Raw genomic sequence first — 25,622 nt, 5'->3', positions numbered from 1 at the left:
GAAGGGGATCCGACCCCAGGGCCATCAGTTTGCCTTGGCAGACTCGGCATTCCACGCGGCCACCTTGGCCTTGGTATCGGCCAGCATCTTGTCCAGCGCTGCTCGGTCATACACGTTGCCGCGCAGGATCACGCTGTCGATCTTTTCGGTGGCGGCGATGTCCCGCAGCGGATTGGCGGTCAGCAGCACCAGGTCGGCCGCCTTGCCCTGCGCGATGCCGCCGTAGCGATCCATCTGTCCGAACCAGGCCGGGCCGGAACGGGTTGCCGCCGACAGTGCCTGCGGTGCGCTCAGGCCCTCCTTCACGAACAGCTGCAGTTCCTGGTGCAGGGCGATGCCTGGGAAATTGTATGAGTTGAGGAAGCCGGCATCGGTGCCGGCGATGATCGTCACACCGGCCTCCTGCAGCAGCGGCAGCACCGCCGCCACCTGGTGGTACTGCGCGTGCCGGGCTTCGATCTGTGCCGGCGTGGCCTTGGCCGCACGGTCCACGCGCCACTGGTAGGTCGCGCGCAGACCCGGGCCGATGTACGCCAGGTACGGATCGTCGGCATGGTCATCCTGGTCGAGGAAGTCGAGGATGCGGCCACCGTTGAGCGTGGGCGTGACGAACACACCGCGCTTGGCGAAGTCACGATAGGCATGCATCGCGGTGTCGCGGTCGAAACTGGCGTCGAGCCGGCGGTTGGCTTCAGCACGGTCGATGCGGCCTGCACCGAAGTCAGCGGCGATCTGCGCCTCGTCCTTGCTGCCGGCCTTGAACGCATAATCCAGGTGCTCGATCGAGGCCAGGCCGGCGTCGACCGCCTGCTCCACGGTCAGTGCCATCGGAATATGGCCGGAGGCCTTGAAACCCGCCTTGCGCGCGGCGCTGGCCGAGTACAGGAACAGCTCCGGCTTCAGCGTGCTGTCGGTGATCTTCACGAAATCGACCTTGTCGTGCTGCAGGCGGGTGATGGCCTTGTCCACATCGCCCTCGCTGCCCACTTCGATCGTGCCCTTCCAGACCGGCTTGATGCCTTCGATCTTCGCGCCCGAGCTGAGCAGGCGCGGGCCGAACAGCGTGCCCCTGGCGATCTCGCCACGCCATTGCAGCACCTGCTCGGGCAGGTCGCCGGAGCAGTCACGCACGGTGGTGATGCCATGGGCGATATACAGCGGCAGCAGCGCCTTGTTCTCTTCGATCAACGCCGGGCCACCGCCGAAGTGCACATGCATGTCCCACAGGCCGGGAATCAGGTACTTGCCCTGCGCATCGAGCTGGCGGGCGGTCTTCCACTGGGTACGCAGCTGCGCGTCCGGGCCGACCGCGACGATGTCCTCGCCACGGATCACCACGCTCTGCCCCGCCAGGCTGCGGGCGTGCTCGACATCGACCACGGTGGCATTGCGGATCAGCAGGTCGGCGCGCTCGGCCGCTGCGGCCGACAGCGGTGCAACGGCAAGAAGAATGGCGAAGGACAGCGGACGGGAACGGAACATGGACAGCATCCTGGTGGGCACGCCCAGCGTGCGGGGTGGAAGGGGTCGGGCTTCAGCGTGCCGCGCCGTGCTGGCGCAGCAGGGCTTCAATCTGCGGGTAGCCACGCTGACGCGCGTGGGCCAGCGGGGTCACGCCATCGCCATCGGCCAGCTCGGGGTCGGCGCCGGCGTCCAGCAGCAGCTGCACGATCTGTACATGACGCGGCCCGCCATCGCCGAGCAGGATCGCTTCCTGCAGTGCGGTCCAGCCCAGGCGGTTGACATGATCTACCGCCACGCCTGCGCGCAGCAGCATGCGCACCGTGGCGACGTGACCGCGCTCGGCCGCCGGAATCAGCGCGGTGCCGCCATAGCGGTTGGTGCTGCGCAGGTCGGCGCCGTGCGCCAGGGTCATCGCCAGGATTTCATCGAGGCCACGCGCGCCGGCATACAGGTAGGCGCTGTCCTGCAACGCATCCTTGGCGTTGACGTCGGCCCCGGCCTCGATCAGTTCACGCGCGGCATCCACGTTGTTGCCATGGGTAGCCAGCAGCAGTGCGGTGCGCCCCTGCCCGTCGCGGGCCTCCAGATCAGCACCCTGCGTGATCGCCTCGCGCACGGCCTCGGCATCGCCACGGCGGGCGGCATCGCGCAGCTGGGCATCGGCCTCGGCCCTGGGGGTGGCGGTGCAGGCGGGAGTCACCAGAGCCAGCAGGCACAACAGCAGCACACGCGGCAACGGCGCCAGCCAGGCAGGGCAACGATGAAAGCGCATGTCGGTGTCTCCTCCTGTCCGGTACCGCGCGGCGCGCGCGATGGCCGGGCATTGCCGGTCGTTGTCCCGCATGGTAGAAGTCGGCCCGGGTATCCAGAAGTGAAATGTTCAAATGCCAGACAGTGCCAAATCGAATAGAACACTGTTCGAGCTGGACCTGCTGCGGGCGCTGGTGATGGTGGCCGACTGCGGCAGCTTCACCACAGCCGCCACGCGCCTGCATTCGACCCAGTCCACGGTCAGCCAGAAGGTGCGGCGTTTGGAGGAACTGGCCGGGCATCGCCTGCTCGAACGCGGCCACCGCGACGTGCACCCGACCGACGCCGGCCACACCCTGCTCGGCTACGCGCGACGCATGCTCGACCTGAACGAGGAAATGGCCCAGGCCCTGGCCGGCGCCACCGTGGAAACCGCCGTCCGCATCGGCGTGCCGGAGGACTTCGTCAACGCGCAGACCACGCGGATGCTGGCGGCCTTCAGCCGCCGCCACCCGCAGGTCAAGCTGGAAATCAGCAGCGGCCTCAGCCGCGACCTGGCCCACGGCTTCGACCATGGCGAACTGGACCTGGTGCTGGTCAAGCAACGCCGCAACAGCCGCCAGGCCGTGCATTGCCGGCGCGAACCGATGCACTGGATCGACAGCCTGCGCAGCAGCTGCCTGCTGCAGGACCCGCTGCCGCTGGTCACCTTCCCGCCACGTGGGTTGTACCGCGACGAAATGATCCACGCAGTGGAAGCGTTGGGCCTGCGCTGGCGCATCGCCTTCACCAGCTCCTCGCTCAGCGGCATCCAGGGCGCGGTGGCCGATGGCATCGGCATCAGCCTGTTGCCGCGCCGCGCGGTCAGCCGCGAGCACCGCATCATCGATGGAGAACGCGACCTGCCGGTGATCGACAACTACGAGATCGGCCTGCTGCATCGCGCCGACGCGGATGACGCGGTGCGTGCGCTGGCCAGCGAGCTGTGGCGCCAGGTGCAGCGCGAACCGGATTGACCACGATAGATCCACGCCAGGCGTGGATGCAGCCCCCCGCGACCATGCGCATCCACGCACGGCGTGGAGCTACTGCCAGCGCCCGTCGATCACCACGCGGCGTTCCACCGGCACCCCTGCCACCGCCGCTGGACCATGGTCGGCGCGTACCGCCACGAAGGTCGCCGGCAGGCCTTCGGCCACGCCATGCTGCGGCAGGCCGATCACCTGCGCGGCATGGGTGCTGACCATGTCCAGCGCCAGCATCAGGTCAGCGTCGGTGTAGAACCCGGAACGGTAACCGAGCAGCATCGCCCGCTGCAGCAGATCGCCATTGCCATACGGCCACCAGCAGTCGCGGATGTTGTCGTTGCCGGCGAACACGCGCACGCCAGCATCATGCAGCGCGCGCAGCGGTGGGAACGGATGGTCACCCGGTGCATTGCTCATGATCGCAACGCCGGCCGTGGCCAGCGCCTCGCCCACCTGCAGCGCGCGCGCCATCGGCACCTCGCCCAGTGCGTACGCATGGCTGACCGCCACCCGCCCCTGCAGGCCCGCGGCACGGGTACGCGCGGCGATGCGCAGCAGCTGGGCCAGTCCGGTCTCACCTGGCTCATGCAGATGGATGTCCAGCTGCACCCCATAGCGCTCGGCCAACCCGAACAGCAGTGCCAGCTGGCCTTCGGCATCGCCGTCCAGCGTGGTCGGGTCGATGCCACCGAGCACTTCCACGCCCGCCGCCAAGGCCTGTTCCAGTACCGCCGCCGTACCCGCACGGGACATCACCCCGGCCTGCGGGAACGCCACCAGCTGGATGCGCATGATGTCGGCGCAGCGCAGTGCCGCCTCGCGCACCGCCTGCAGGTGGTGCAGGCCGGTGCTGCCATCGACATCGACGTGGCAGCGCATGGCCACCGTGCCAAAGCCGCTGCACTGGCGGATCAGGGCTTCGGCGCGATCGGCCATCGATGCGGCGGTGGCCAGTGCAGCCTTCTCCACCGCCAGCCGCTCGCGCAGCGTGTTGACCGGTTGATGGGAATGCCAACGGTCACCGACAAAGCTCTTGTCCAGGTGGATATGGCCATCGACCAGGCCGGGCAGGACGCTGAAGCCGGTCAGATCGACGCATTCCGCACCTTCGGAGGCGCGCGCCGCACCATTGAGATCGCGGATCCGGCCATCACGGATATGGAAATGCAGCGGCGCGCCATCGCGATCGACGCCTCCGTGGACGAACTGCAGGGTCATCGGGAACTCCCGGGAAAGCCTAGTCAATGGACGTTATCGTGCGCGCCACGGCGGCCATCGGCCAACGAAATATATGGATGCCACGCATTCGAAGGAACACTGAATGCTTCCGCCGCCGCTGATCGCGGCTACGCCCCGGACACCGCTGAACGGGTACCATAGGCGCCTGTTTCCGCTGTGATGCCGCATGGGCCCGTCCGACCGCCACGATCGTCTCCGCCGCTGGCAGGCCGCATCCCTGCTGGCCGCCGCTCCGATCGCCAGCCTGTCCGCTACCGATGCCGCGGCCACGGCGCCGTTGCAGGCGCCGCCGGGCCAACAGCGCATCGCGCCGGCCGCGCTGGTCGAGCGGCTGCACCAGCGCGTGCTGTCCGGGCAGAGTGCAACGGCTACCCTGGAGCACTGGTGCGCCGAGCACGGCCTGGCCGAGCAGGCACGGGTGCGCGCGGTGCGGGTACACGGCCAGGACAAGCCGGCCCCGGCCGACGTCCTGCGGGCACTGGGCGCAACCCAGCCGGATACGCCCCTGCGCTACCGCCGCGTGCAGTTGGTCTGCGGCAGCCGCGTGCTGTCCGAGGCCGACAACTGGTACCTGCCCGGTCACCTCAGCCCGGCCATGAACCAGGTGCTGGACAGCACCGACGAACCGTTCGGCCGCGTGGTCGGCCCGCTGGGCTTCCAGCGCCAGACCCTGGCTGACCAGACCTTCTGGCCGCCGCGCGGTGAGGGCGACCACGGCGTCATCCTGGAAGTGCGCGCCCTGTTGCGCGACCGCCAGCAGCAGCCGTTCAGTTACGTCATCGAGTCCTACCTGGTGCAGGCGCTGCCATAACGCGCCGCTACTGACCTGTGATTGCGTTGGCGGCCGGGTCCACCGAAAACACGAAACGCCCGCCGTGCTGGTCCCTGCCCCACGTCATCGGTGCCGTGGTCAGGCTGTAGACCGGGCTCGCCTTGTCCATGCCGAACGCCTCGGACCAGGCGCTGAAATCCTCCTCGGTACGGCTGCGGATCTCGCCGACGCACAGGCTGTAGCCGCAGGCAAAGGACACCAGCGTGCCATCCCTGCCGATGAGCCGGGTCGCGGCGGCCTTGTAGAGACCCGTCAGGTCCTGCACCTCCGGGCGGCTGGACGCGTCGCGCTCGAACTGGCCGATCGCCTGCGCGAATGCCTTGTCGGACCCCAACACCGCCTCGCTCTTCTGCGCAGACACCCCGCCGTCAGCCATCAGCAGGCGCTCTCCCTCGAGGAAGTGACCCTCCACGTTCGCGTACCCGTGGGCAGCCGTTGCGCCCGCCGTTGCCGTCGCTGTTGCCGCACGCGGTGATCCAGCATCGCTGGCTGCGACCGACTGGGATCGCACCGCCGCCGCACCGGGCACCTCCGCCTCGTCCACGCTGCCCGCCTGGCTGCCGCTGCAGCCTGCCAGGACCACCACTGCCATCGCACTCCACACCCTGACATCCATGCGCCTGCTCCTGCGTGTAGCGCAACAGCATGCCACGCTCATTGCCGCCAGGCCGGTGCAACGCACAAAGAAAAGCCCGGCAATACCGGGCCTTTCGCTTGCCACCGGATCAGCGGAACCGGTAGTCCAGCTGCACCCAGTACTGGCGGCCGTACGGGTCGTAATTGCCGACCGGATAGAACGGCCAACCACCGCCATTCCTGTCCGCCGGCGGGCGGCTGTCGTGCAGGTTGTTGACGATCACGCCCAGCGACAGGTTCTCGCCAAACTGGCGGAACACGCTGGCGTTGTAGGTCATGTACGGCGCGATGCGGCCACTGCCATCACTCTTGGGCAACGAGCCGAAGCGGTTGCCGTACAGGGTGGTGGTCCAGTCACCCTGGCTCCAGGTGATGCTGCCATTGGCTTTGCTGCGCCACTGCCAGTTGTCGAGCGAGTTGCGGATGTCACGCTCGGGGTCATCGGCGAACTGCCTGTAGGTGTGGTCCAGCACCACGGTATAGGCCAGGCGCGTGGTGAAGCGCCCATAACGACCGGCGTCGAAGCGCCAGTTGCCCTTCAGGTCCAGGCCGCGCACCGATTCGGACGCCGCGTTGATCGGGTTGATCAGTACGCGGGTCACCTGGTCCGGCTGCACCGTCGCGTTGGACGGATTGCGGATCACCCGTGACAGCGCGTCCTGGCACAGCGGCGAACCGAGGTCACGCGTCTCGCCGCCCAGCGTGCGGCCGAGGCGGCAGTCGGCCTCGTCACGCAGGATGCGGCTGGTATCGAGGCTGGTGACCTCGTTGTTGATGCGGATGTCGTAGTAGTCAGCACTGAAATCCAGCCCGGCCAACGGCGACCAGACCACGCCGAACCCATAGGACTTGGCGGTCTCCGGCTGCAACTGCGGATTGGCGCGGTTGCTGTAGTCGATCGACAGGCCGTTGTAGTCGCAGTTGTCATACGACTGGCCGGCGGTACGGCAGCGCCAGTAGTCGGTCATGCCCGGGTTGTAGCCGCGCGTCTCGGTGGCGAACACGTAGTTCATGTCCGGCGCACGGAAACTGGTGGCGGCCGAACCGCGGATCAGCAGGCTTTCCACTGGGCGGAACTCGACACCGACGCTCCAGGTCGCCTTGCCGATGTGCTCGCCGCCTGCCCGGTACTGGTCATAGCGACCGGCCAGGGTGGTGGTCAGCGACTGCAGCAACGGCAGTTGCAGTTCAACGCCCGCCGCGTAACGATCGCGCTCACCGCCGGCACCGATGCCGGCACTGGTGTTCCAGAACTCCCCGGTGCCCAGGCGCGGGTCCGGGCGGTTGCGGTAGCCCTGGCTGCCGGCCTCGACCACCGCCGCCAGCGCGGCGTCACCACCGGGCAGCGCGAACAGGCGGCCGTTGATGCTGGCACTGAAGGTCTGCAGCCACGCCGCATTGCGGCTCTCCTGATAACCGGACAAGCCCTGGTATTCGTCCGGGGTCAAGGGTTGGAACAGGCGCGCCGGATCCGGCGCATAGACCTCCACGCCGTTGCGCACGCCCAGCCTGGGGCCGAGCAGGTACTCGTTGATGCCGGCCAGCAGCACCGGGCGACGGGTACGGTTCTCGTAGCGCGAGCGGCTGTAGACCGCCTCGTAATCCCAGCCACTGTCGCCGAACTGGCCACGTGCGCCGACGTTGAACGACCACGAATTTTCCAGGAAGCGATTGGCATTGCGCGGCAGGCCGCCAATCTCTTCCGGTGCGAACCGGCGGTACCAGCTTTCCAGGTTGCCGGTGGTCTGGTTGTAGAAGTAATTGCGTGCCGAGGTCCAGGTGGGCGCGCGCGTATTGTTGTAGATCTGCGCACTGCCCACGGCCAGATCGGCGAACAGATCGGTGCGCTCATCCAGGTGGAAGGTCAGCAGGCCGTAGCCATTGAGATTGCGCTTCTGGGTCTGCACGGTCCAATAGCTGGCGGCCGCCTCATTGCTGCCGCAGTACCAACCCTGGCGTGGGTTGTTGGCACGGAACACGCTGCCGCCATAGATGGCCGAGGCAGCGTCGCACCCGTTCACGCCCGGATCGATGTTGCGCCCGGTGGCGGCATTGCGGCGATAGGCGATCGCGGTGGCCTGCGGCGCTCTGCCGGTGGGGTCATCGTCGAGCGAGTCCATGAAGTCGCGCTGATGCGCATGGATCGCCTTGCGCACATCGAACTCGAGGCCGAACACGCCTTCCCAGCGCTCGCCGGAACCGCCGCCAACCACCTGCACGCGCTGGTTGTCGCCGCCGCCGCGCTGGGTACCGCCGGCACGCGCGTTGACCTCCACACCGTCGAAGCGGTCCTTGAGGATGATGTTGACCACGCCGGCGATGGCGTCAGAGCCGTACACCGCCGACGCGCCGGCGGCCAGCACCTCGATGCGCTCGATCAGCGCGCTGGGAATGTTGGCCAGGTTGACCACGTTCACCGAGCCTTCGTAGGCCAGCGGGTAGTCGGACTGGCGGCGACCGTTGACCAGCACCAGTGTGCGGTTGGGCCCCAGGCCGCGAAGGTTGATGGTGTTGGCGGCCGGCGTGAAGGTATTGCCGAAGTCCTCGCCCTGCACGTTGCCGGTGTTCTCGGTCAACGCACTGAGCGCGTCGAAGGCATTGCGGTAGCCCTGCGCGTCAATCTGCTCGCGGCTGATCACCGTTACCGGCGACGGCCCTTCGACGCTGGCACGCGGAATACGCGAGCCGGTGACCTTAACTTCCTGCAATGAGGTGGGTGCGCTTTCCTGCGCGAGGGCCGGCAGCGAGACCAGCATCAGGGACGACAGCGCGAGCACCAGCGGACGCGGGCGCAGCGCCTTGGGAGAGGCGGACATGGGCTTCCTGGGGACGATGGGGTGGTACGGGAGGACAGCCGCCGATGCGGCGCATAACGATCCCGTAACGAAAGTGTCCTGAATGGGCAGTTTCAGTGGAAATGATCAGCCTTGATGGGCTTATGCCTGAACCGAATCAGACCTGGCGCCCCTGCCAAGCCGCTTTTGCAACGAATTGAATGGTGCCGTGGCAGGCGTCCTCGCATCGTGCGGGGCATGAACAACAGTGCCCAACCTTCCTGCCTCCCGCCCCTGCATCCGGTCCGGCGACGCCACCTGCTGCACCTGCAGGCCGCACCGGTGACCCTGCGCTCCTTCCTGCGCACCGACCTGCCCCGCTGGCGCATCTTCGATGACGCCCGGCGGCGTGGCCACGTGCACGTGCCTGGCATCGATGAGGAAGCGCGGTTCCTCGCAGGCATGCACCGCTCCTGCCTGGAATACGACCACGATCAGCTGCAGCTGGGCGTATTCGACGACGTGCATGGAACCCTGCTGGACCAGGTGCACGTGCGCCTGCAGTCCGCGTATGCGCGTTGCGCGGAAATCCAGTCACTGCAGCATCGGCACGCCTATCCGCAGGCGGCATTGCAGGCGCTGTGCGCGTTCCTGTTCGAGAACGTCGGCCTGCATCGCATCTACGTGCTGCTGCCGCCGTCATGCACCTCGCCGTTCGCCGACGCCCTGCGTGCCACCGGCTTCGAATGCGAAGGCGTGCTGCGCGACCAGCACCTGGACGCCGCGGGCTGGCACGATCGCCAGCTGCTGGCATTGACCGCGCCCGGATGGCGCAATCGCCAGCAGGCGATACGTTAGCGCACCCGTTCCAGCGCCTGCCCTGCGCCGGTCACGGCGGCGCAGGCGTGATCCTGCAGTTCCTCGCCACTGGCGTCATTGCCGCTGGCGGCGTCCACCCGCGTGGCCAGCAGGATGAAGCCCGGCCCGCCCTGTACGTCATCACGTCCAGCCACGACCAGACTCCATTGGCCGACATCGGTCACGCCACTGAGATCGTAGGCCAGCAGATTCAGCGGGTTGGCGGTCAGCGCGTCACCCGGCAGCAGCCGGGCCTGGTAGCGGTGGCCGCGCAACGGCGTGGCCAAGGGCGCCCAGCGCTGGCCCAGGGTGCCGGCCTGCGCATCCAGGGCCTGCAGCACGTCGGCGCGCAGGCAGTCGACATGGATGTGCAGCTGGTGCTGCGAACGGCCATGTGGCGAGTTCAGCGCCAGGCTCGCCACCGCACGCGGCAGTGGCTGGCCCAGCGCCTGTTCGGTATGGCCGCGCGCCTGCCAGGCCGCAGCGAAATAGTTCGGCGCGCCACGCTGGTACAGGCTGCGGTTCTCGATGCCGCTGACCTTGTCCAGCGGCATCAGCAGGAACTGGTAGTCGCCGTGCGCATCCTTGACCAGCACGTCACGACGGTCAGCCGCGCTTTCCACCCGCAGGCAGTCACCGCGCGGTCCCTCTGCGCCCCGGCAATCACGTTCAATCAGCCGCCACAGCGCATCGGAGTGGGCCGGCGGCGGGGGCACACTGGCACAGCCCACCAGCGCCGGGAGGGACAAGGACAACAGCAACGGCAGACGGGGCACGGCACTCACATCGATGGCTCGGCCCACGGCCGCGACGCATAGTGTAGCCCGCCCTCTCAGCCAGGCACCGCCTCGCTGGCTTCGGCCTTCTCCTCCACCTTGCCCGGCGTGTACTTGGTGGCACCAAAGTACAGCACCCGCCACTGGCTCAGGTTGCCAATGAACCAGTGCGCCACCGAGTCGTGGCCGTAGCCGTCGAAGAAGGCCTCCACCTCCGGCGGCAACAGCGTGGTGTTGTCCCACGACTCCAGGGTCACCCGCTCGGCCATCGTCAGCGTCGCGCCCCGCTCGCGGCGGCGGCGCAGGCTGACGATCTTGCCCAGCATCGTGTCGTTTTCCTTCTCCAGACCCCGGCGCTGCTTGCGCACCGCCGAAAGCTCATCGTCCCGCGCCTTCAGTTCGTCAGACACCCGGTTCCATTCGGCCGTCTTGTCCGCATTGCCCTGGTCGGCAAGATGCAGGTTGTCATTGCCCCACGGCGATGGCAGCTGCGACTGGCGACGGCGCAGGGTCCGCACCTGCTCGCGCAGCGCGTCCTCGCGCGCCGCCAGCCGCTGCATTGACGGCAACCTGTCTCCGCGCGCCACGCGCACCCGCAGCCAGCGGTACAGCAGCTCCATGTGCGAGGCCTGCACGTCCTCCATGCGCCCGCGCTTGACCCGCACCGCCTGCAGATAGGCGTTGAACACCGCCTGCAGCTCCGGATCCTGCTTGTCGAACTCGGCCTTCAGGAACGGCTCCAGTTCACTCACCGGATGGAGCAACACCCCACCGGCCTGCGCCATGTCGTACATCTCGTTGAGGGCAAAGCGCGCGATGCTGTTCTGGCGCCCCTGGTGTTGCGGGTCATAGCCGCCGCCCACATCCGAGTGCACGCCGGGGAACCAGATTTCCACCGTGTTGGCCGGGTACAGCGCGTGCTCCCGCGTTGAATCCAGCGGAAACTGGCCGCGCAGCTCATGGGCAGCGGTCATGTGCACCGACTGCTCCACGATTTCCGGAACCGCCATGCCCTCGGCCCAGCCGGTATGTCCATTGCGGTAGTTCACCGCGGCGGCCGCCAGGCTCGGCCACACCGAGCACACCGTATCGAACACGCCCATGAAACCAATCCGCAGCGGGATGCGCTCGCGGTACAGCCAGGTGCCATCGGCCTGGCGCCGGCAGCGCGCGGCCAGGTCGCGGGCGAACGCCCGTGCCGATGCCGCGCCGCGCGAAAAACCCAATACCGACACGCTGACCACCAGGATGCGCATCGGCTCGGGCTGGCTGTCGATCAGCTCGTCCAGTGCCTGCAGCGCGAAGTCGATGCGCTCGCGACCACCCTTGCCGATCGACAACCCGAGCAGGCCGCCGCTGTCACCGACTTCCGGGCAGGGCGTACCGACGCCCGCCAGATACTGGCGCTTGATGTTCCGCGTATCGTCCTTGTGCGAAATGAACAGCCGGGCGATGTTCGACAGAGCGCGCTCTTCCTCCCCCTTGGCCAGCTCTTCATCGCGATTGTTGCCGGTACCATCGAAGAACACGCTCAGGTGCAGGCTCTGGGTACAGCCGGTGGTGGCTGCTTCCTTGTCGGGCACCGTGCCGCACATCGCTTCCTGGCGACGGCGACGCTCGGCATCGCTCAATGGACGCGTGCCACGGGCCAGCCGCGCGGTGCGCGCCGTGCCCTCAGCCTGCGCGATCGGATCAGGGGTACCGGGTTCGAGATCCACCTGGCCCGGAATCGCGGTCGGATCAGTACTGGTCATGGTCCTTGTGCTCCTTCGGCACCGGCATGCGTCGCACGTCCCATTTGTTCACGCCCTTGTCCAGCAGCTCGGCCTCGACATGGCCGTCGGCATAGAAATGCAGCAGCAGCGTGGCCGGGTTGGGCGGATACGGCGTCTTCAGTTGCACCACCGCTTCGCGCGGCACGCGGTGCCCTTCGCTCAGGTAGCGGTTGGTGGCCAGATCGTAGCGGTTGGCCTCGATCCAGCGCACCCGCACGCTGTCCGGCCCCTTGCCGCGCGGCGCGCGCGGCCCCATCCCGGAGCCGCCGTTGGTGTAACCGCTCACCCCTCCCAGAAACTGCCCATCGACCCGCACATCGGCCAGGTAATACGGGCTGTAGTTGAACGCGAACAACGACATGATCGGCGTCTTGCCGCGCGCCATCGCCCGGCTGCAGCCGACGCCCACCACCAGCAGCGCGATCACTGCCAGTGCGCTCCACCACAGGTACTTGGTGCTCATCATCGCGATCTCACTCCGTTCAATCCCAGCTTTCTTCCAGGGGCCAGACTTCATTGCCGATATCGGCCGCACTGCGCCGGCCACTGGCGAAATCCTGCAGGCGCTGCTGCCAGGTCGGATCCTCGCCCAGATCGATGCCGGCCAGCAGCGCCCAGGTCGCCACCATCACCACGCGGCGGCTGTCCTCAATGCCTGCCGCCGCGGCCGTCGCCACCACGCGCCGGAAGAAGGTGTACCAGCGCGCGCGTGGCAGGCGCGCCAACAGCTCAGGGTCGGTCAGCTGGAAATGGTCGATCAGGGTATAGGGGTAGCTGGCGTCGATCAGCGCGCGCCGCTGCGGCGCCTCCAGTACCCACGGCGGGTCATGCGGATCCGGCACGACATCGGCCAGCTCCAGCCGCGCCCATTGCAGATCATGGCGCAGATACCACCAGCATTCGCCCAGGGCCAGGAAGGCACGGCACTGCGCCTCATCCAGCACCTGCACCCACCAGGGCAGTACACGCGCATCAAAGAAGCGTGCCAGGAACTCCTTGCCATTGGGGTAGCAGGCATCCAGGCGCCGTTGCAGGCGCTGCTGCAGTGCCTCACCGGTCAATGTCGTTTCGATCACACTGAGCAGGCCCGGCGAACGCGCCTGCGCCGCCGCCCGCTGAAGGAAGCGGTCGATATCGATGTCTGCCGGCAGCCGCGCCAGGAACACGCTGGCATCATCGGTGCCGTCGGCCAGCAGGCCGTCGAACAACCGTAGCGGCGCCCACGGCAGCGCACGCAACAGCTGCAACGGCTGATCGCACTGCGCGCCATCGAGCAGCACGAAACGCTGCGCCTCCGCGTCCAGTGGCGGCAGCGCAAGTGGAGGAAAATCCCAGTCCCTGCGCATGCTCAGCCTCCCTTCGGGGTCAGCGCTGAGGCCCGCTGCGCCGCCAGCAGCAGGCACTCCTTGCATACCGACTGCGGGAACACCGGCAGCGGGTAGCGACCGCCGCCGCCGGGAAGGAACGACTTGCGCCCGGCGTGCACGGTGATGCGCCCCGGCGCGTTGAAGACGATGTTGCCTGCACTGAGGGTGACGCTGGCGCCGCCCGCGGTGGAGATGTGCAGCGTACGCCCGGCGCCAAGTTCGACAGCGGCCTGCGCACTGGCGGCATGCAGCGACTGTCGGGCCTGCACCGCCACACGGTCCTGCTGCGCCAGGATGTCCAGCTGCTGCGTGGCGCTGGCAAGGGTCAGCGTCGGCGTCCGGGTATCGGCGCCGGTCTTGGCGGCCGCCAGCACACCGATCGCCTGCCGCCCATGCCAGCGCGCCTGTCCCATCACCGTCGCATCGCTGTGCTGGCCGCTGCCCAGCACCAGGGTTTCACCCTGGGCCCAATGCAGCCCCTGGCCCGCCACCATCACCACACCCTCCGGCGCGGCCAGGCCCATCAGCGCGTCGCCGGTATGCGGCACACGGCCGTCGCCTGCATCGCCGCTGCGCTGCGCGGCGGCGCCAGTGGCCTCCTGCAGATCCGCCCCCGGCACCGTGCTGCGCACACTGGCCAGCAGCACCGGCACCGGCGCACGCGTACTGTCGAGCCTGGAGCGCTGCGGCGACTGCACGCCCAGATGCGAGGCCGGTTGTACGGTCAGGTGGGTGCGCGCCGCGTCGGCCTGCTGTTGCACCAGCGTCGCCACCTGCTGAAGCAGTGCCGCCGGCTGTGCCGCGGATCCTGCCGGTTGCAGGTCACGATGCGCGTAGGCATCCAGCCACAACCCACGCTGCCCGCGCACGCTGCCCCATGCATCGCTGCGCAGTTCAAAGCCGCTGCCACGCAGGCTGCCGCGATGATTGTCGGCCTGGTGCCGCAGGTGGCCCAGGCTCAGTGCCGAGTGCTGCTGGCTGCTGGCCAGCTGGGTGCGCAGCTGCTGGTCGCTGTCGTCGAACAGCAGCCGGTTCCAGCCCTGTCCCTGCCACTCGCGCGACTGCACGCCCCACAGCGCACCAGGATGCCGGTGCGCCTGCTCGCCGCCAGCGGCCGCATGCCAGGCCGGTGCCTGGCCACCACCGAGGTTGGCCTGCGCACTGCCTGCACCATCGCGGGCCTGGGCAAACGGCGTGGTATCGGCTTCGGCGCTGGCGCCTGCCGGCGTCGGCGCCACCCCGGCCTCGCCACGCCCGTTGTAGAGCGCGCCCAGTACCAGTGGCCGATCGATGTCTCCTTCGAGGAAGCCGACCAGCACTTCCTGGCCGATCCGCGGCAGGAACTGGCTGCCGACCCCGGGCCCGGCATAGCGCTGCGCGACCCGCAACCAGGCGCTGTCGGCGCCCTCTGCGCCGTCCTGGAAATGAAACCGCACACGTACCCGTCCCAGCGCGTCGGCATGCACTTCATCGCTGGCACTGCCCTGCCCGGCCACCACGATCGCCGTCTGGTAGCCGGGGGCCAGGGGGCGTGGATTGCGCCGCGCACCGGTGCCATCGCGCAGTACCGGCCGCCAGTGGCGGTCACGCGCAAGCGCGGTGAATGCCTGGCTGTAACCATGGGCACGCGCCTGGGCTGCGAGCGTGTCGCGCTCTGCGCTGACGGCTTCGGCTGCCGTCAATGCCTGGCGCAGATCAACCGGCAGATTGTTGACGCCGGCATGCTCTACGCTCACCAGCATCAGCTCCGCCGGCCGCTCGCCCGGCAGGCCGGTCAGCACCCACACCTGGCCGGCATCGGCGCTGCGCACGCTGCCACGGCCCTGCCATTGCAGCGCCTGCGCCTCCATGGCCTCGACCACCCGGTGGGCATGGTGCTGCAACTCGGTGGCATCGGCGAAGGCATGTGCGCCGATGGCATCGTAGTCCTCGCGCGGCGCCTCGCTGTCGCCCTGCAGCGGCAGCTGCCCTGCCAGCGAGCGGACGCTGCGGTAATCGCTGCTGTGCAGCTGCACCCGCGTACTATGCAGTCGTCGGTGTTGCCCAAGCCGCTGCACGCCGTCGCTGGGTTCGCTGGCATCGGCGCGGTGGAAGCGGATCCCGCCGCCACTACGTGACTCCTGCGATTCAGGCAGCACCGTCGAATCGGCGAACAGCAGCATGCCATGCCCCGCAGCGGCGTCCTGCGCTTCCTGCACGCACCAGCCCAGCCCTTCCTCGGCCAGCAGGCGCTGCACGAAGGCCAGGTCCGATTCGCGGTACTGCACGCAGAAGCTGCGAGGCCGCGATGCCGCCAGGAACGCATCGACCTCGTCGGTCCAGCGCCAGTGCGCCAACGGCGCATGCCCCTGCAGCACGGCATCGACGATTTCGCGCACGCTCTGCTCCTGGAACACACGGCTGCACCGCGCCTGGTCCATCCACCAGGTCCAGTCGCGCAGGGTGATTCGGTAGCGTGCCAGGCCTCCATCACTGCCGGTGCAGCGCGCATCGGCAATGACGCCGTGGCGCGGCCACGGCTGGCCGTCGGCCAACCGCACATGCAGGCACGCGGGCTGCCCCAGCCAATCGGCCAGCGGCAGCGAAGCATCCAGTGCCAGTACATCAATCGTCAGATGCCGCCCCTGCGAGAGGGCGTCATGGCCATGCCAGTGATCGACAACGACCGCTGGCAGGCCGGGTAGCTCCAACCGATACAGGCGGCTGTCGGCATCAAGGCCGGCTGCCTGCACCATGAGGTTGCGAATCGCTTCCATGGCGTCCCCACCGTTGCTGCCCACGCGACGGTGGCGGGCAGGTCCTTCCCCTGTAGGGCGACGGTAGCAGATGGACTACGGCGGTGCACGCGCACGCCGTCACACCCGAATGACGCGCTGGATCAATAGGTTCCGTAGGAGACTTCAACCACCACCGGCTTGCCGGCACCCTGCGCCGGCTGCAGGGTGAAGCGGTCCAGCGCGCTGCTGTCATCGCCCAGCGGCGTGCTGCGGAACTGCAGGCGATAGGTTGCACCCGTCTTCACGCTGCCATCGGGCAGCAGGCGCGCGTCGGCGGGCAGCAGCAGCCCGCCCAGGTCGCTGTAGGCCTCGGGCGCATCGCTGAAAACGTAGTCGACCAGCTCGCCGATACGGCGCATTTCATAGACCCGCGTCGGCCAGGGCCGCGCCGCACTGCGGCCATTGCGCAGGTCGGTCACCCACTGCTCGGGCAGCTGATAGACCTTGCGCAGCGCGGTGTCGTCCAGTTCGGCGCTGGCCACCTGCAGGCAGCACACCAGCCGCTTGCTCTCGCGGTCGTAGATCGAGAAGCGCGCATCGCTGGCCACGGCCGCCGGCAGCACCGCGAACGGGATGTCACGCAACGCTGGCTCGGCGCCGTCGCGGGAGTCCAGGTTGCGCCAGCCGCCGAAGACCGGCTCGCCCGCCTGTGCCAGCGGCGCCGCCAGGCACAGCGCCAGCGCAAGCCCGCCGGCCGAGCGTCCGATCCAGTTCTGCATGTCGTTCATCCGTCGATGGCACCTGGCCAATCAGTTTCGTGAGAATGCCATGAAGATGGCGCCGTTGCCATGCCATCCCGCGGACGGTAGCCAAGCCAGGGCAAGGCCGCGCCGACCTCGCCCTACGCCCAGTCCGGCGTGCACAGCAACTGCGATTTCTGTGGATTGTCACCCTGCGGGTCCAGCTGCGGCCGCTCACCGCGCGCGCTCCGCGCATCGCGCGGAAACTCGGTGCCCAGCGCCTTCCGTGCACGCCTGCGCGCCTGCTCCACGGGCAGATCGATCAGCAGACCGATGGGGGTGGGCGCGGTGCCGAGGTGGGTCACCACCCTGTAGACCGGCAGACCGTGGAAATCGGCATTGACGCAGAAGTAGGCGATCCCGAAGGCCTCATCGCGCTCACAGGGCTGCGGCGCGTGGCGGGCCAGATAGGGATTGGCCGGCCGCCCGGACTCTGCACTCAGATACCAGCCCTTGGGCTGGCAGGTGAGCAATCCGTCAAAGAGCGTTTCGGTGCGGTCCGGATCACCCGGCAACGGCGGCGCTCCCTGCGCGGCATGCGCGTCGGCGGCCATCTGCGCCTCGATGGCGGCCCGCGCGGAGCGTGCAGCGTCGGCCTGTTCGACCGTCTGCGCGGGTGCCTGCCTGCACGCTGCCAATGGCAGCAGGCAGGCCACCAGCAGCGGGCACACGGCCACTCTCCCCGGCGAGACGCGCGTGCTCGCGCGACTGCGCATGCTCAGCCTCCCATTGCCGTTCCAAGCTGCTGGAACGCGCCGCCGATGGACGGAACATTCGCTGGTGGCAGGGTCGCCGGATCGCGGCATTCCTGGGCCCGCCTGCCGGCCACACTGAACACTTCGCGATAGCGCAGATAGCCATAGGTGTTGAGGCGCGGGATGTTCAGCTCCGTCCACTTCATCATGTAGAAGCCGGCCAGCGAATCGTGCATGTAATTGTCGAACAGCGTGGTGCTGACATCCGGCACCGGCGTCGCGTTGAGCACGAGGTCCAGCAGCGCACTGGTCTCGGCGGGAATGCCGGCGTAGGTGTAGGCCGCGGCGGACGCTCGCGGCGTCGGCTCGAACACCGGACGCCCGGCCTTGCGCCCGGCGTCGATGCGCTTCTGGCTTTCATTGAGCTGACCGCGGTAGGCCGCCATGTCGCTCTTGCCCTGCGCCAGCTCGGTGACCAGATTGGCAAAGTCGCGCTGCGCGTTGGCCAGATCCACCTGGTCCTCTGCATCGGACTGCTTGAAGAACGGCTGCTGCAGCAGGCTCTGTGGGCCGTTGGGCAGGCGCTTGCCCTTCCAGGCCACGTACTGCCGGCAGTGTCCTGCAATCTGCTGCGTGTGCGCGCCTGCGGGCACCCCATGGCCGGTCAGCCAGGCGTTGTAGTCGCGGATCAACTGCGGATGGCAGCCGAAATGCGTGGCATAGGCCGGGTCCTGGTTGAGCTCGGTGATCGTCTCCATCATGACGCCCGCCTTGATGGCTTCGTGATGCATGTCGATCAGCGGAATCTGTGACAGTTTGGCCTTGCCGTTCGCTGCGCCGGACACGAAGTCCTTGCCCTGGCCGCCGGGCGAATAGCCACCACCGACATCGGAATGCATGCCGGGGTAAAGCACTTCGCGCCCGCTGGTAGCCAGATCCAGCGGGAAGTTGATGCGCTGCTCATGCAAGGCAGCGAAATGCACGCATTGCCGGGCCTCGGGGTGAATGCTCATCATGTCACCTGCGGCCCAGTCCCATTTGCCCTTTGACACCCGGCTCATGGCAGCAACACCCACCGAAGCCACTGTGTCGAAGATGCCCATGAAATTGAGGTAGAGCGGAACACCGGCGATGTTGTAGCCACAGCCGCTGCCCCAGGCCTCGGCGGTTTCATACAACCGATGCACGAACGCCCGCGCCTGCGCGGCACCGCGCGAGAAGCCGAACACCGACACGTGAACGGAGGTGACGCGACGCTGGTGGCTTTTCACCACCTGTTCCAGGCGTTGCGCGATTCCGGTCAGCATGGCGCGGCGCGTCATCCCTTCCAGCAGGCGCGTTTCGCTCATCGAACCGACCAGGATCTTGGCTTCAGCCGGGCTGATCAGATCACTGGATTTGAGGTACTGATGCACCGAATTGATGACCTGCAGGATCGCCCAATGGATGCGATCGGCACCGTAGCGTGCGGCACCGCCGCCCAGCGTGTCGCCATCCTGGTTGGTATCGCCCACCTCGGAAAACGGCGTCCCCACGCCAGGCACATAGACGCTGAAGAAGCCGTTCTCCGGTTCGGCCAGGCTGGCGTCGTACAGGCGTGCCACATTGCTGTGGCCGTTGCGCGCAAGCTGGGTGCGGGTGGCGCGTGTCTTGCCGGTCACGAAGGTACCTGCCCACTCACGGTTGTTGCCGGTGCCATCGAAGTAGATGCTCACATGCACCTGGCCCTGGCACTGCGACCCCTTCTCGCGCAGGCACGCCATCGCCTTCGCCCGTCGTTGTGCCTCAGCGCCGCTCAATGCGCGCTGTCCATTGGCGGGCATGGGCTGCGCGCCAGTCGCCGTGCGTTCATTCATGTCCTTGCCTCCTGGTTCCGATATCCGTCCCTGCCCGGTTCCTTGTCCCTGTCGATCCCACCCGACCTCCACTCAACTGGTGGGCGGCCGCCGAAGGTGCTCCCACACGGGATTCTCACCCTCACGCAGCGGCGCCTCCGGTCCCGTCAACGGATAGTCCGGGTGCCCCAGTATCAGGTTGGTCACGAATACCTTGACCTGACCATTGCGCAGGAAGTGAACCGCGAGACTGCCAACCTCGTTGTACCTGGGGATGGGTACCGTCGCCTTCTGGTAGGTTTCCAGGTCGGTTGTCCATTCGATCTCCACCTTCAGATCCGGAGTCCATCTATCCGGCAGCACTGCGCAGCAGACAGTTCCACCTTCAGAGTGGGGCCACGCCGATCCACCACTCCCTCCGTTCACAAGGAACTGCGCAACGTGGTTGTCGGTGTGGTTGTAGCCCCGCACCCCCACCGGTGTTGACGCAGGCTGGCCCTTGCAGGCGGCCAGTACCGGCAGCAGAAGCAGTGCAACCAGGGCGGACAGCGGCGGAACACGCATCTTGTGCACAATCATTGATCAGCCCCCCGGCGGCCGCCGAAGGTGCTCCCACACGGGATTCTCACCTTCACGCAGCGGCGCCTCCGGTCCGGTCAACGGATAGTCCGGGTGTCCCAGTATCAGATTGGTCACGAATACCCTGACCTGACCATTGCGCAGGAAGTGAACCGCGAGACTGCCAACCTCGTTGTACCTGGGGATGGATACCGTCGCCTTCTGGTAGGTTTCCAGGTCGGTTGTCCATTCGATTTCCACCTTCAGATCTGGAGTCCATCGGTCAGGAACGACAGCGCAGCAGACCGTGCCGCCTGCCGAGTGACGTCGAGCCGACCCTCCGCTTCCACCATTCACCTGGAACTGCGCAATGGAATGGTCGGTATGGTTGTAGCCCCGCACTCCCACCGGTGTCGACGCAGGCTGCCCCTTGCAGGCGGCCAGTACCGGCAGCAGAAGCAGTACAACCAGGGCGGACAGCAGCGGAATACGCATCTTGTACACAATCATTTCTTCAGGTCCTGGAGGGTGCCGCAACGGCCTGCGACGCAACGCGGGCGGCGTCCCACAGCGGAACGCCGGTCAACCAGATGTCTTCCGGCAGGGCCGATGCCCAGTCCGCGAAAGGCACCTCGCAGGTTCCTGCGTGCTGCGCCAACCGTGCCTGCACGGCAGGATGCGCGCGGCAGGCGCCGGAGGTATACAGCGCCAGCAGCAGGTACTGCACGTGATCGTCCACCTGGTCCACGCCGTGGGCAATCGTGTCCTGCAGGTGGTCGACGATGAACGGATACAGCGATCGGTACGGCACCTTTTTCATCTCATCGGGAATCACCCGGCGGAGCTGCGCGATCGCCACATCCGGCTCGCACGCGTCCAGCAGTCGTGCGTACTGATGCTCGTCCAGGCGCAAAGGCGGCAGTGCCGGCAGACCCGCTTCGCTCATTGCGTCCAGTGGCCATTGCTGCAGTTCGCCAAAGCGATCGAAGTACTGCAGGCGCTGCACGTTTTCCAGCAGGGCCGCACGCTGATCAGGCCGCAACAGGTCAAGCAGGGCCGGCAGGATGCGCGTGTCATACCAGCGCAGCAGCATTTCGCGGCCGCCCTTCTCGGGCACCCTGGCCAGATGGAAAGCGCGCAGCTGGCGCGCCAGTTCATCCAGTTCCAGCGCGCTCCACAGCAGGCTGACACCCGGCTTCTGCGCACCCATCTGCCCGATCTCCGTGTCCAGCGCGGTGTGCGCCGCCTCCGGCCAGGCCACCAGCAACGGCGCGATATCCAGCAGGCCCGCTTCGGCCGTGCCCTCGAACAACGACCGATAGCGCGCGCCCAGGCGCTCCAGCCGCGCATGGAAATGCGGTCTCTGTGCGCTGTCGATCACGGCATAGCGATGGATCACACCAGCACTCCCGGTGTTCCCTGGCGCATCGCGTCGAGAATGCAGCTCTTGCAGCTGCTGCGCGGGAACTGCGGCAGCGGATACCCCTGCTGCGCCGGCCCGACGAACGACTTGCTGGCCGCATGCACGGTAATGGTTCCGGGGCAGTCGATGGTGATGTTGCCGCCTGCGATGGTCAGGCTGGCGCCGCCGGACGTCGCCACACGCAGCACCGTGGCAGCGGCCAGCTCGACGGGCGCCTGCGCGCTGGCACCCCGCAGCGCAGCGCGCGACTGGATCCGGATCTGATCTGCGTGCGCCTGCATGTCGAGCATTTCACTGCCGGCCACCACATCCAGCGCGGTCGATCCGGCGCCGGCCCCCTCGACGACGCAGGCCAGCACGCCGATAGCCTGCCCCGCATGAAGCCGTGCCTGCCCCATCACCACCGCTTCGCTTTCAGCACCGCTGGCCAGCAGCAGGCCCTCACCATTGCTCCAATGCAGGGTTTGCCCCGCCACCTGCGCCAGTCCCTGCGGTGCCGCCAGACCCAGAAGCGGGTCGCCCGGATGCGGCACCCTGCCCTGGCCCGGGTCAGGCCTGCGCTCGGTCGCGCCGCTTTTCCCGGCCTCGAACTCATCGCCGCCAGTGGTGGTACGCACGCTGGCCAGCATTGCCGGAACCGGCGACTGGTCGGCCACCAGCCGGGATTGCCCGGCCGCCTTTGCACCCTCCTGCATCGCCAGCGGGCTGGTTACATGCGTGCGTGCGGCGCGGGTGAAACGCTCGCCCAGCGTCTGCAGCTGGGCAAGCAGCGCAGAGGGTTGCACCGCTTCACCCGCCGGTGCGTTCTGGCGCCGGCCATAGGCGCTGAACCACGCGCCCGCCGGCGCCCGCACCGCGCCCCACGCGTCACTGCGCAGTTCGAAGCCGGTGCCACGCACACTGCCAACGTAGTTGTCGGCCTGGTGGCGCAGGTGGCCCAGCGTCAGTTGCGAAACCTGCTGGCTGCTGGCCAGCTGCGTACGCAGCTGCTGGTTGGAATCGTCGAACAGCAGATGGTTGCTGCCTTCACCACCGTCCCATTCGCGCGAGCGGATACCCCATAGCGCGCCGCCCTGGCGATGCGCCTGATCACCGGCACCGCCGGCATGCCAGGCCGGCGCCTGGCCGCCACTGAGATTGGCCTGCGCGCTGTTGCATGCATCGGCGGCCTGGCCGTAGGCCGACACGTCGCCTTCGGCGCTGGCACCGGCAGGCGTAGGCGCCACACCGGCTTCGCCGCGGCCGTTGTAGAGCGCGCCCAGCACCAGGGGCCGATCGATATCACCGTCGAGGAAGCCCACCAGCACCTCCTGGCCGATGCGAGGCAGGAACTGACTGCCGACCCCCGGGCCCGCATAGCGCTGTGCTACACGCAGCCAGGCGCTGTCATGGGCGCCATCGCCCTGGCCCTGCTGGAAATGGAAGCGCACGCGCACGCGGCCGTGGCTGTCGGCATGCAGGTCCTTGCCGGTGCTGCCCTGGCCAGCCACCACCACGGCGGTCTGGTAGCCGGGCACGGTCGGGCGTGGATTCAGGCGCGCGCCGGTGCCATCGAGCAACCGTGGCCGCCACGGCAGGCTGCGCTCGACCGCATCGAAGCGGTTGCCATAGCCCACCGCCTCGGCCTGCTGCCAGAGCGCGTTGTCCTCGCCGTCGGCCGGCGCCACGCCCAGCGCATCCTCCAGGCTGCGCCGCAGGTCGGTAGGCAGGTTGTTGATGCCGGCGTGATCGACACTGACCAGCAACAATTCCGGCGGTGTGGCACCGGGGGCCTGCTGCAGGCGCAGCCAGCTGCCCGAATGCAGGCCGCGCACCGTGCCGTGCCCCTGCCAGTGCCGGCTGTGCGCTTCACGCGCCTGTGCCAGCAACCGGGCCTGGCGCGACGCGGCCGCACTGTCACTGAAAGCATAGGCGCCGACGGCATCGAAATCTTCGCGCACCGACTCGCTGCCACCCCCGTCCATCGGCGACTGCCCTGCCAGCGCGCGGACCTGGCGGTAATCGTCACTCTGCACACTGACGGTGGTGCTGGCCAGGCGACGGCACAGGCCAATGGCCTGCACGCTGTCGCTGGTTTCGGTGGCATCACTGCGATGGAAACGCACGCCGATTCCCGCACTGGTAGCATCTTCGGGCAGCGCGACGCTGTCGGCGAAGATCTCCATGCCATTACCGCAGGGCGCCTCTTCGTCGGCATACAGCCGCCAGCCCAGTCCCTCTTCGGCCAGCAGCCGTTGCAGGAAATCGCGATCACTTTCGCGGTACTGCACGCAGTAACTGCGCACACGCGTACCGAGGAAGGCGTCAACGCCTTCGGCCCAGCGCCAGCGCGCGATATCGCCATGCCCGGCCAGCACGCTGTCGACAATGGCGCGAACACTCTGCTCCTGGAACACGCGGCTGTGGCGCGCGTGCTGCAACCACCAGGTCCAGGACACCAGTCGCAGCCGGTAACGCACCAGCCCGCCATCGCCGCCGAGCCGGGCGGCATCAGCCACCAGGCCGCTGCGCTGCCATTGCCCGCCGTCGGCGAGCCGGGTGATCAGGGTGGCGCGCGTGGCCGGCAGCGCAGCCAATACCACACCCGCGTCGGTGGCCAGCACATCGACCTCGGTCCATGCGTCCTCGCCCAGCGCGTCACGTCCACGCCAGCGTTCCACGGTGCATGCGGTAAACGCACCCGACTGCAGACGATACAAGCGCTGGCCGTCATCAAGACCGGCGGCCTGCGTCATCAGGTAATTCAGCTGATCCATGCCATTTCCAGAGTGGAGACGCCAGACTCTCGGCACATGGCGTCGGTTTCCAGCCTTCAAATCTATCAGATCGAGGTGTTCGTCAAAATCACGACGCAGAATGACGCGACAAACTGCGCTTTCCGTCACATAACCACCGGGAAGCCGTATTCAGGCATCGGGACTTTCCCCGAAGCCGCAACGGCATTCACATTCAACGGCTAGAATCATCGGCAGTCCCCAACGAGACCTGCCATGCTGGATCAGGAAGCCCTGCTGGCCCCGATTTCGGACCACGCCCCGACCGGTGAAGACCTGTCGTTCTCGGCGGAGTTCGATCGGATCATCGAAAACCGTCGCGCCGACGACCCGACCCTGGACCAGGGTGCGTGGCAGACCGACATCAAGTACGCCGACTGGAGCAGCGTGCTGCGCGAGTCCAGCGACCTGCTGCAGACCCGTACCAAGGATCTGCGCCTGGCCGGCTGGCTGAGCGAAGCGGCCACCCAGCTGGAAGGATTCCAGGGCCTGGCCGCGGGCTACCGGGTCACCGCCGGCCTGTGCGATCGCTACTGGGAGTCGGTGCATCCGCAGGCACCGGATGGTGACTTCGAGGAACGCATCGGCAACCTCAGCTGGCTGCTGACCAACTCGCTGCAGTGGCTGCGTGCGGTGCCGATCATCGCCGCGCCGCAGGGGCGCTTCAGCCTCACCGATTTCGAGCATGCGCACGCGCGCGCCAACAGTGGCGAGGATGACGATGGCCGCCCCGGCCTGGACATCCTCAACGCCGCCCGCCGCGATACCCAGCACGGCTTCTACCGGCAGTTGGCCGATGACCTGCCCGATTGCAGCCAGGCACTGGCCGAACTGCAGGCCGCAGTGGACAACCGGCTGGGCCTGGACGGTCCCAGCTTCAGCGCGGTACGCGAGCAGCTCGAGCACCTGCAGCGCACCGTGCAGCGCTTTGCCCGCGATGCCGGCGTGCTGCTGGACGGCGAGACCGAAGCCGCGCCTGATGGCGCCGGTGACACCGGCTTTGCCGATGCGCCGATCAGCTTCGACGCGCCGCCGGCCACGCCGGTGCGCGGTCCTGCAGGCGCGCCCGGCTCACGCAAGGAAGCGCTGCAGCAGCTGCGCCAGGTCGCCGAATTCTTCCGTCGCACCGAACCGCACAGCCCGGTGGCCTATCTGGCCGAAAAGGCCGCGCGATGGGGCGAGATGCCGCTGCACGTCTGGCTCAAGCGGGTCATCAAGGACCACGGCACGCTGGAGCAGATGGAAGAGATGCTGGACGTCAATCCGGACGATTGAGCCGGCGGCGCTTTCAGCAAGGGAGCGGGCTGCCCCGCTCCCTGCT

The 25,622-nt window shown here is 67.7% G+C and carries 21 protein-coding genes; 4 read left to right on the top strand and 17 right to left on the bottom strand.

Going from position 1 to position 25,622, the window contains the following annotated elements; all coding sequences use genetic code 11:
• Positions 1-24: 24 nt before the first annotated feature.
• Together LZ605_RS03105 and LZ605_RS03100 are read right to left on the bottom strand one after the other, a co-directional pair.
• Positions 25-1,482: an amidohydrolase family protein gene (locus LZ605_RS03105; RefSeq protein ID WP_249843746.1), complete on the bottom strand. Its 1,458-nt coding sequence runs from the start codon at positions 1,480-1,482 to the stop codon at positions 25-27.
• 52 nt (positions 1,483-1,534) lie between these two features.
• Positions 1,535-2,236: an ankyrin repeat domain-containing protein gene (locus LZ605_RS03100; RefSeq protein WP_249843745.1), complete on the bottom strand. Its 702-nt coding sequence runs from the start codon at positions 2,234-2,236 to the stop codon at positions 1,535-1,537.
• 112 nt (positions 2,237-2,348) lie between these two features.
• Between LZ605_RS03100 and LZ605_RS03095 the strand changes: the two genes are divergently transcribed.
• A complete protein-coding gene (locus LZ605_RS03095) occupies positions 2,349-3,230 on the top strand; it encodes a LysR substrate-binding domain-containing protein (RefSeq protein WP_107230837.1) in 882 nt (293 codons plus the stop codon).
• Positions 3,231-3,299: 69 nt separating this feature from the next.
• Here LZ605_RS03095 and LZ605_RS03090 read toward each other — a convergent pair whose 3' ends face one another.
• The gene (locus LZ605_RS03090) at positions 3,300-4,460 is read right to left on the bottom strand and encodes an amidohydrolase family protein (RefSeq protein WP_249843744.1); all 1,161 of its coding nucleotides are present in this window, start codon (positions 4,458-4,460) and stop codon (positions 3,300-3,302) included.
• 187 nt (positions 4,461-4,647) lie between these two features.
• Between LZ605_RS03090 and LZ605_RS03085 the strand changes: the two genes are divergently transcribed.
• Positions 4,648-5,292 (top strand): hypothetical protein, encoded by a 645-nt coding sequence (locus tag LZ605_RS03085; RefSeq protein WP_249843743.1) that lies wholly within the window; start codon positions 4,648-4,650, stop codon positions 5,290-5,292.
• 7 nt (positions 5,293-5,299) lie between these two features.
• Here the strand turns inward: LZ605_RS03085 and LZ605_RS03080 are convergent, their stop codons facing one another.
• Positions 5,300-5,929 (bottom strand): hypothetical protein, encoded by a 630-nt coding sequence (locus tag LZ605_RS03080; RefSeq protein ID WP_249843742.1) that lies wholly within the window; start codon positions 5,927-5,929, stop codon positions 5,300-5,302.
• A 109-nt stretch (positions 5,930-6,038) separates the two neighbouring features.
• Complete coding sequence (locus LZ605_RS03075; RefSeq protein ID WP_249843741.1) at positions 6,039-8,765, bottom strand: TonB-dependent receptor domain-containing protein; 2,727 nt, start codon at positions 8,763-8,765, stop codon at positions 6,039-6,041.
• A 216-nt stretch (positions 8,766-8,981) separates the two neighbouring features.
• On the opposite strand from LZ605_RS03075, the gene LZ605_RS03070 reads away from it, so the two are divergent.
• Positions 8,982-9,581 (top strand): GNAT family N-acetyltransferase, encoded by a 600-nt coding sequence (locus LZ605_RS03070; protein ID WP_249843740.1) that lies wholly within the window; start codon positions 8,982-8,984, stop codon positions 9,579-9,581.
• Here the strand turns inward: LZ605_RS03070 and LZ605_RS03065 are convergent.
• The 12 genes from LZ605_RS03065 to LZ605_RS03010 all read right to left on the bottom strand — a co-directional run bounded on the left by LZ605_RS03065 (position 9,578) and on the right by LZ605_RS03010 (position 24,283).
• Entirely contained in the window at positions 9,578-10,357 is a 780-nt protein-coding gene (locus tag LZ605_RS03065; RefSeq protein ID WP_249844984.1) for a CDP-diacylglycerol diphosphatase, read from the bottom strand. The two genes, LZ605_RS03070 and LZ605_RS03065, sit on opposite strands and share 4 nt — an antisense overlap.
• Before the next feature lie 56 nt (positions 10,358-10,413).
• A complete protein-coding gene (locus LZ605_RS03060) occupies positions 10,414-12,111 on the bottom strand; it encodes a T6SS phospholipase effector Tle1-like catalytic domain-containing protein (protein WP_249843739.1) in 1,698 nt (565 codons plus the stop codon).
• Positions 12,098-12,595, bottom strand: coding sequence for a DUF3304 domain-containing protein (locus tag LZ605_RS03055; protein ID WP_249843738.1), 498 nt, complete (start codon positions 12,593-12,595; stop codon positions 12,098-12,100). The genes LZ605_RS03060 and LZ605_RS03055 overlap by 14 nt, the downstream gene beginning before the upstream one ends.
• 19 nt (positions 12,596-12,614) lie before the next feature.
• A complete protein-coding gene (locus tag LZ605_RS03050; RefSeq protein ID WP_249843737.1) occupies positions 12,615-13,478 on the bottom strand; it encodes a DUF4123 domain-containing protein in 864 nt (287 codons plus the stop codon).
• Positions 13,479-13,480: 2 nt separating this feature from the next.
• The gene (locus LZ605_RS03045; protein ID WP_249843736.1) at positions 13,481-16,255 is read right to left on the bottom strand and encodes a type VI secretion system Vgr family protein; all 2,775 of its coding nucleotides are present in this window, start codon (positions 16,253-16,255) and stop codon (positions 13,481-13,483) included.
• Between the two features lie 122 nt (positions 16,256-16,377).
• Positions 16,378-16,995 carry a decarboxylase gene (locus LZ605_RS03040; RefSeq protein WP_249843735.1) on the bottom strand — a complete coding sequence of 206 codons (618 nt, stop codon included), beginning with the start codon at positions 16,993-16,995 and terminating at the stop codon, positions 16,378-16,380.
• Between the two features lie 122 nt (positions 16,996-17,117).
• Positions 17,118-17,732, bottom strand: a complete 615-nt coding sequence (locus tag LZ605_RS03035; RefSeq protein WP_249843734.1) for a hypothetical protein — start codon at positions 17,730-17,732, stop codon at positions 17,118-17,120.
• A gap of 2 nt (positions 17,733-17,734) precedes the next feature.
• Positions 17,735-19,567 carry a T6SS phospholipase effector Tle1-like catalytic domain-containing protein gene (locus LZ605_RS03030; RefSeq protein ID WP_249843733.1) on the bottom strand — a complete coding sequence of 611 codons (1,833 nt, stop codon included), beginning with the start codon at positions 19,565-19,567 and terminating at the stop codon, positions 17,735-17,737.
• A gap of 72 nt (positions 19,568-19,639) precedes the next feature.
• A complete protein-coding gene (locus tag LZ605_RS03025) occupies positions 19,640-20,125 on the bottom strand; it encodes a DUF3304 domain-containing protein (protein ID WP_249843732.1) in 486 nt (161 codons plus the stop codon).
• Between the two features lie 3 nt (positions 20,126-20,128).
• The gene (locus LZ605_RS03020; RefSeq protein ID WP_249843731.1) at positions 20,129-20,614 is read right to left on the bottom strand and encodes a DUF3304 domain-containing protein; all 486 of its coding nucleotides are present in this window, start codon (positions 20,612-20,614) and stop codon (positions 20,129-20,131) included.
• Positions 20,615-20,618: 4 nt separating this feature from the next.
• Positions 20,619-21,503, bottom strand: coding sequence for a DUF4123 domain-containing protein (locus LZ605_RS03015; protein WP_249843730.1), 885 nt, complete (start codon positions 21,501-21,503; stop codon positions 20,619-20,621).
• Entirely contained in the window at positions 21,500-24,283 is a 2,784-nt protein-coding gene (locus tag LZ605_RS03010) for a type VI secretion system Vgr family protein (RefSeq protein ID WP_249843729.1), read from the bottom strand. The genes LZ605_RS03015 and LZ605_RS03010 overlap by 4 nt, the downstream gene beginning before the upstream one ends.
• A gap of 234 nt (positions 24,284-24,517) precedes the next feature.
• Here LZ605_RS03010 and tssA point away from each other — a divergent pair, with 234 nt between their 5' ends.
• On the top strand, positions 24,518-25,576 hold the full coding sequence (tssA, locus tag LZ605_RS03005) for a type VI secretion system protein TssA (RefSeq protein ID WP_249843728.1): 1,059 nt from the start codon (positions 24,518-24,520) through the stop codon (positions 25,574-25,576).
• Positions 25,577-25,622 lie beyond the last annotated feature (46 nt).

Origin of the sequence: Stenotrophomonas maltophilia (assembly GCF_023518235.1) — a bacterium.
Lineage (GTDB): Bacteria > Pseudomonadota > Gammaproteobacteria > Xanthomonadales > Xanthomonadaceae > Stenotrophomonas.
This window is presented reverse-complemented; position numbering and strand designations above follow the sequence as displayed.

Coding starts and splice junctions, on each gene's coding strand:
- LZ605_RS03105 (WP_249843746.1), bottom strand. CDS start 1,482: ATGTTCCGTTCCCGTCCGCTGTCCTTCGCCATTCTTCTTGCCGTTGCA.
- LZ605_RS03100 (WP_249843745.1), bottom strand. CDS start 2,236: ATGCGCTTTCATCGTTGCCCTGCCTGGCTGGCGCCGTTGCCGCGTGTG.
- LZ605_RS03095 (WP_107230837.1), top strand. CDS start 2,349: ATGCCAGACAGTGCCAAATCGAATAGAACACTGTTCGAGCTGGACCTG.
- LZ605_RS03090 (WP_249843744.1), bottom strand. CDS start 4,460: ATGACCCTGCAGTTCGTCCACGGAGGCGTCGATCGCGATGGCGCGCCG.
- LZ605_RS03085 (WP_249843743.1), top strand. CDS start 4,648: ATGGGCCCGTCCGACCGCCACGATCGTCTCCGCCGCTGGCAGGCCGCA.
- LZ605_RS03080 (WP_249843742.1), bottom strand. CDS start 5,929: ATGGATGTCAGGGTGTGGAGTGCGATGGCAGTGGTGGTCCTGGCAGGC.
- LZ605_RS03075 (WP_249843741.1), bottom strand. CDS start 8,765: ATGTCCGCCTCTCCCAAGGCGCTGCGCCCGCGTCCGCTGGTGCTCGCG.
- LZ605_RS03070 (WP_249843740.1), top strand. CDS start 8,982: ATGAACAACAGTGCCCAACCTTCCTGCCTCCCGCCCCTGCATCCGGTC.
- LZ605_RS03060 (WP_249843739.1), bottom strand. CDS start 12,111: ATGACCAGTACTGATCCGACCGCGATTCCGGGCCAGGTGGATCTCGAA.
- LZ605_RS03055 (WP_249843738.1), bottom strand. CDS start 12,595: ATGAGCACCAAGTACCTGTGGTGGAGCGCACTGGCAGTGATCGCGCTG.
- LZ605_RS03050 (WP_249843737.1), bottom strand. CDS start 13,478: ATGCGCAGGGACTGGGATTTTCCTCCACTTGCGCTGCCGCCACTGGAC.
- LZ605_RS03045 (WP_249843736.1), bottom strand. CDS start 16,255: ATGGAAGCGATTCGCAACCTCATGGTGCAGGCAGCCGGCCTTGATGCC.
- LZ605_RS03040 (WP_249843735.1), bottom strand. CDS start 16,995: ATGCAGAACTGGATCGGACGCTCGGCCGGCGGGCTTGCGCTGGCGCTG.
- LZ605_RS03035 (WP_249843734.1), bottom strand. CDS start 17,732: ATGCGCAGTCGCGCGAGCACGCGCGTCTCGCCGGGGAGAGTGGCCGTG.
- LZ605_RS03030 (WP_249843733.1), bottom strand. CDS start 19,567: ATGAATGAACGCACGGCGACTGGCGCGCAGCCCATGCCCGCCAATGGA.
- LZ605_RS03025 (WP_249843732.1), bottom strand. CDS start 20,125: ATGATTGTGCACAAGATGCGTGTTCCGCCGCTGTCCGCCCTGGTTGCA.
- LZ605_RS03020 (WP_249843731.1), bottom strand. CDS start 20,614: ATGATTGTGTACAAGATGCGTATTCCGCTGCTGTCCGCCCTGGTTGTA.
- LZ605_RS03010 (WP_249843729.1), bottom strand. CDS start 24,283: ATGGATCAGCTGAATTACCTGATGACGCAGGCCGCCGGTCTTGATGAC.
- tssA (WP_249843728.1), top strand. CDS start 24,518: ATGCTGGATCAGGAAGCCCTGCTGGCCCCGATTTCGGACCACGCCCCG.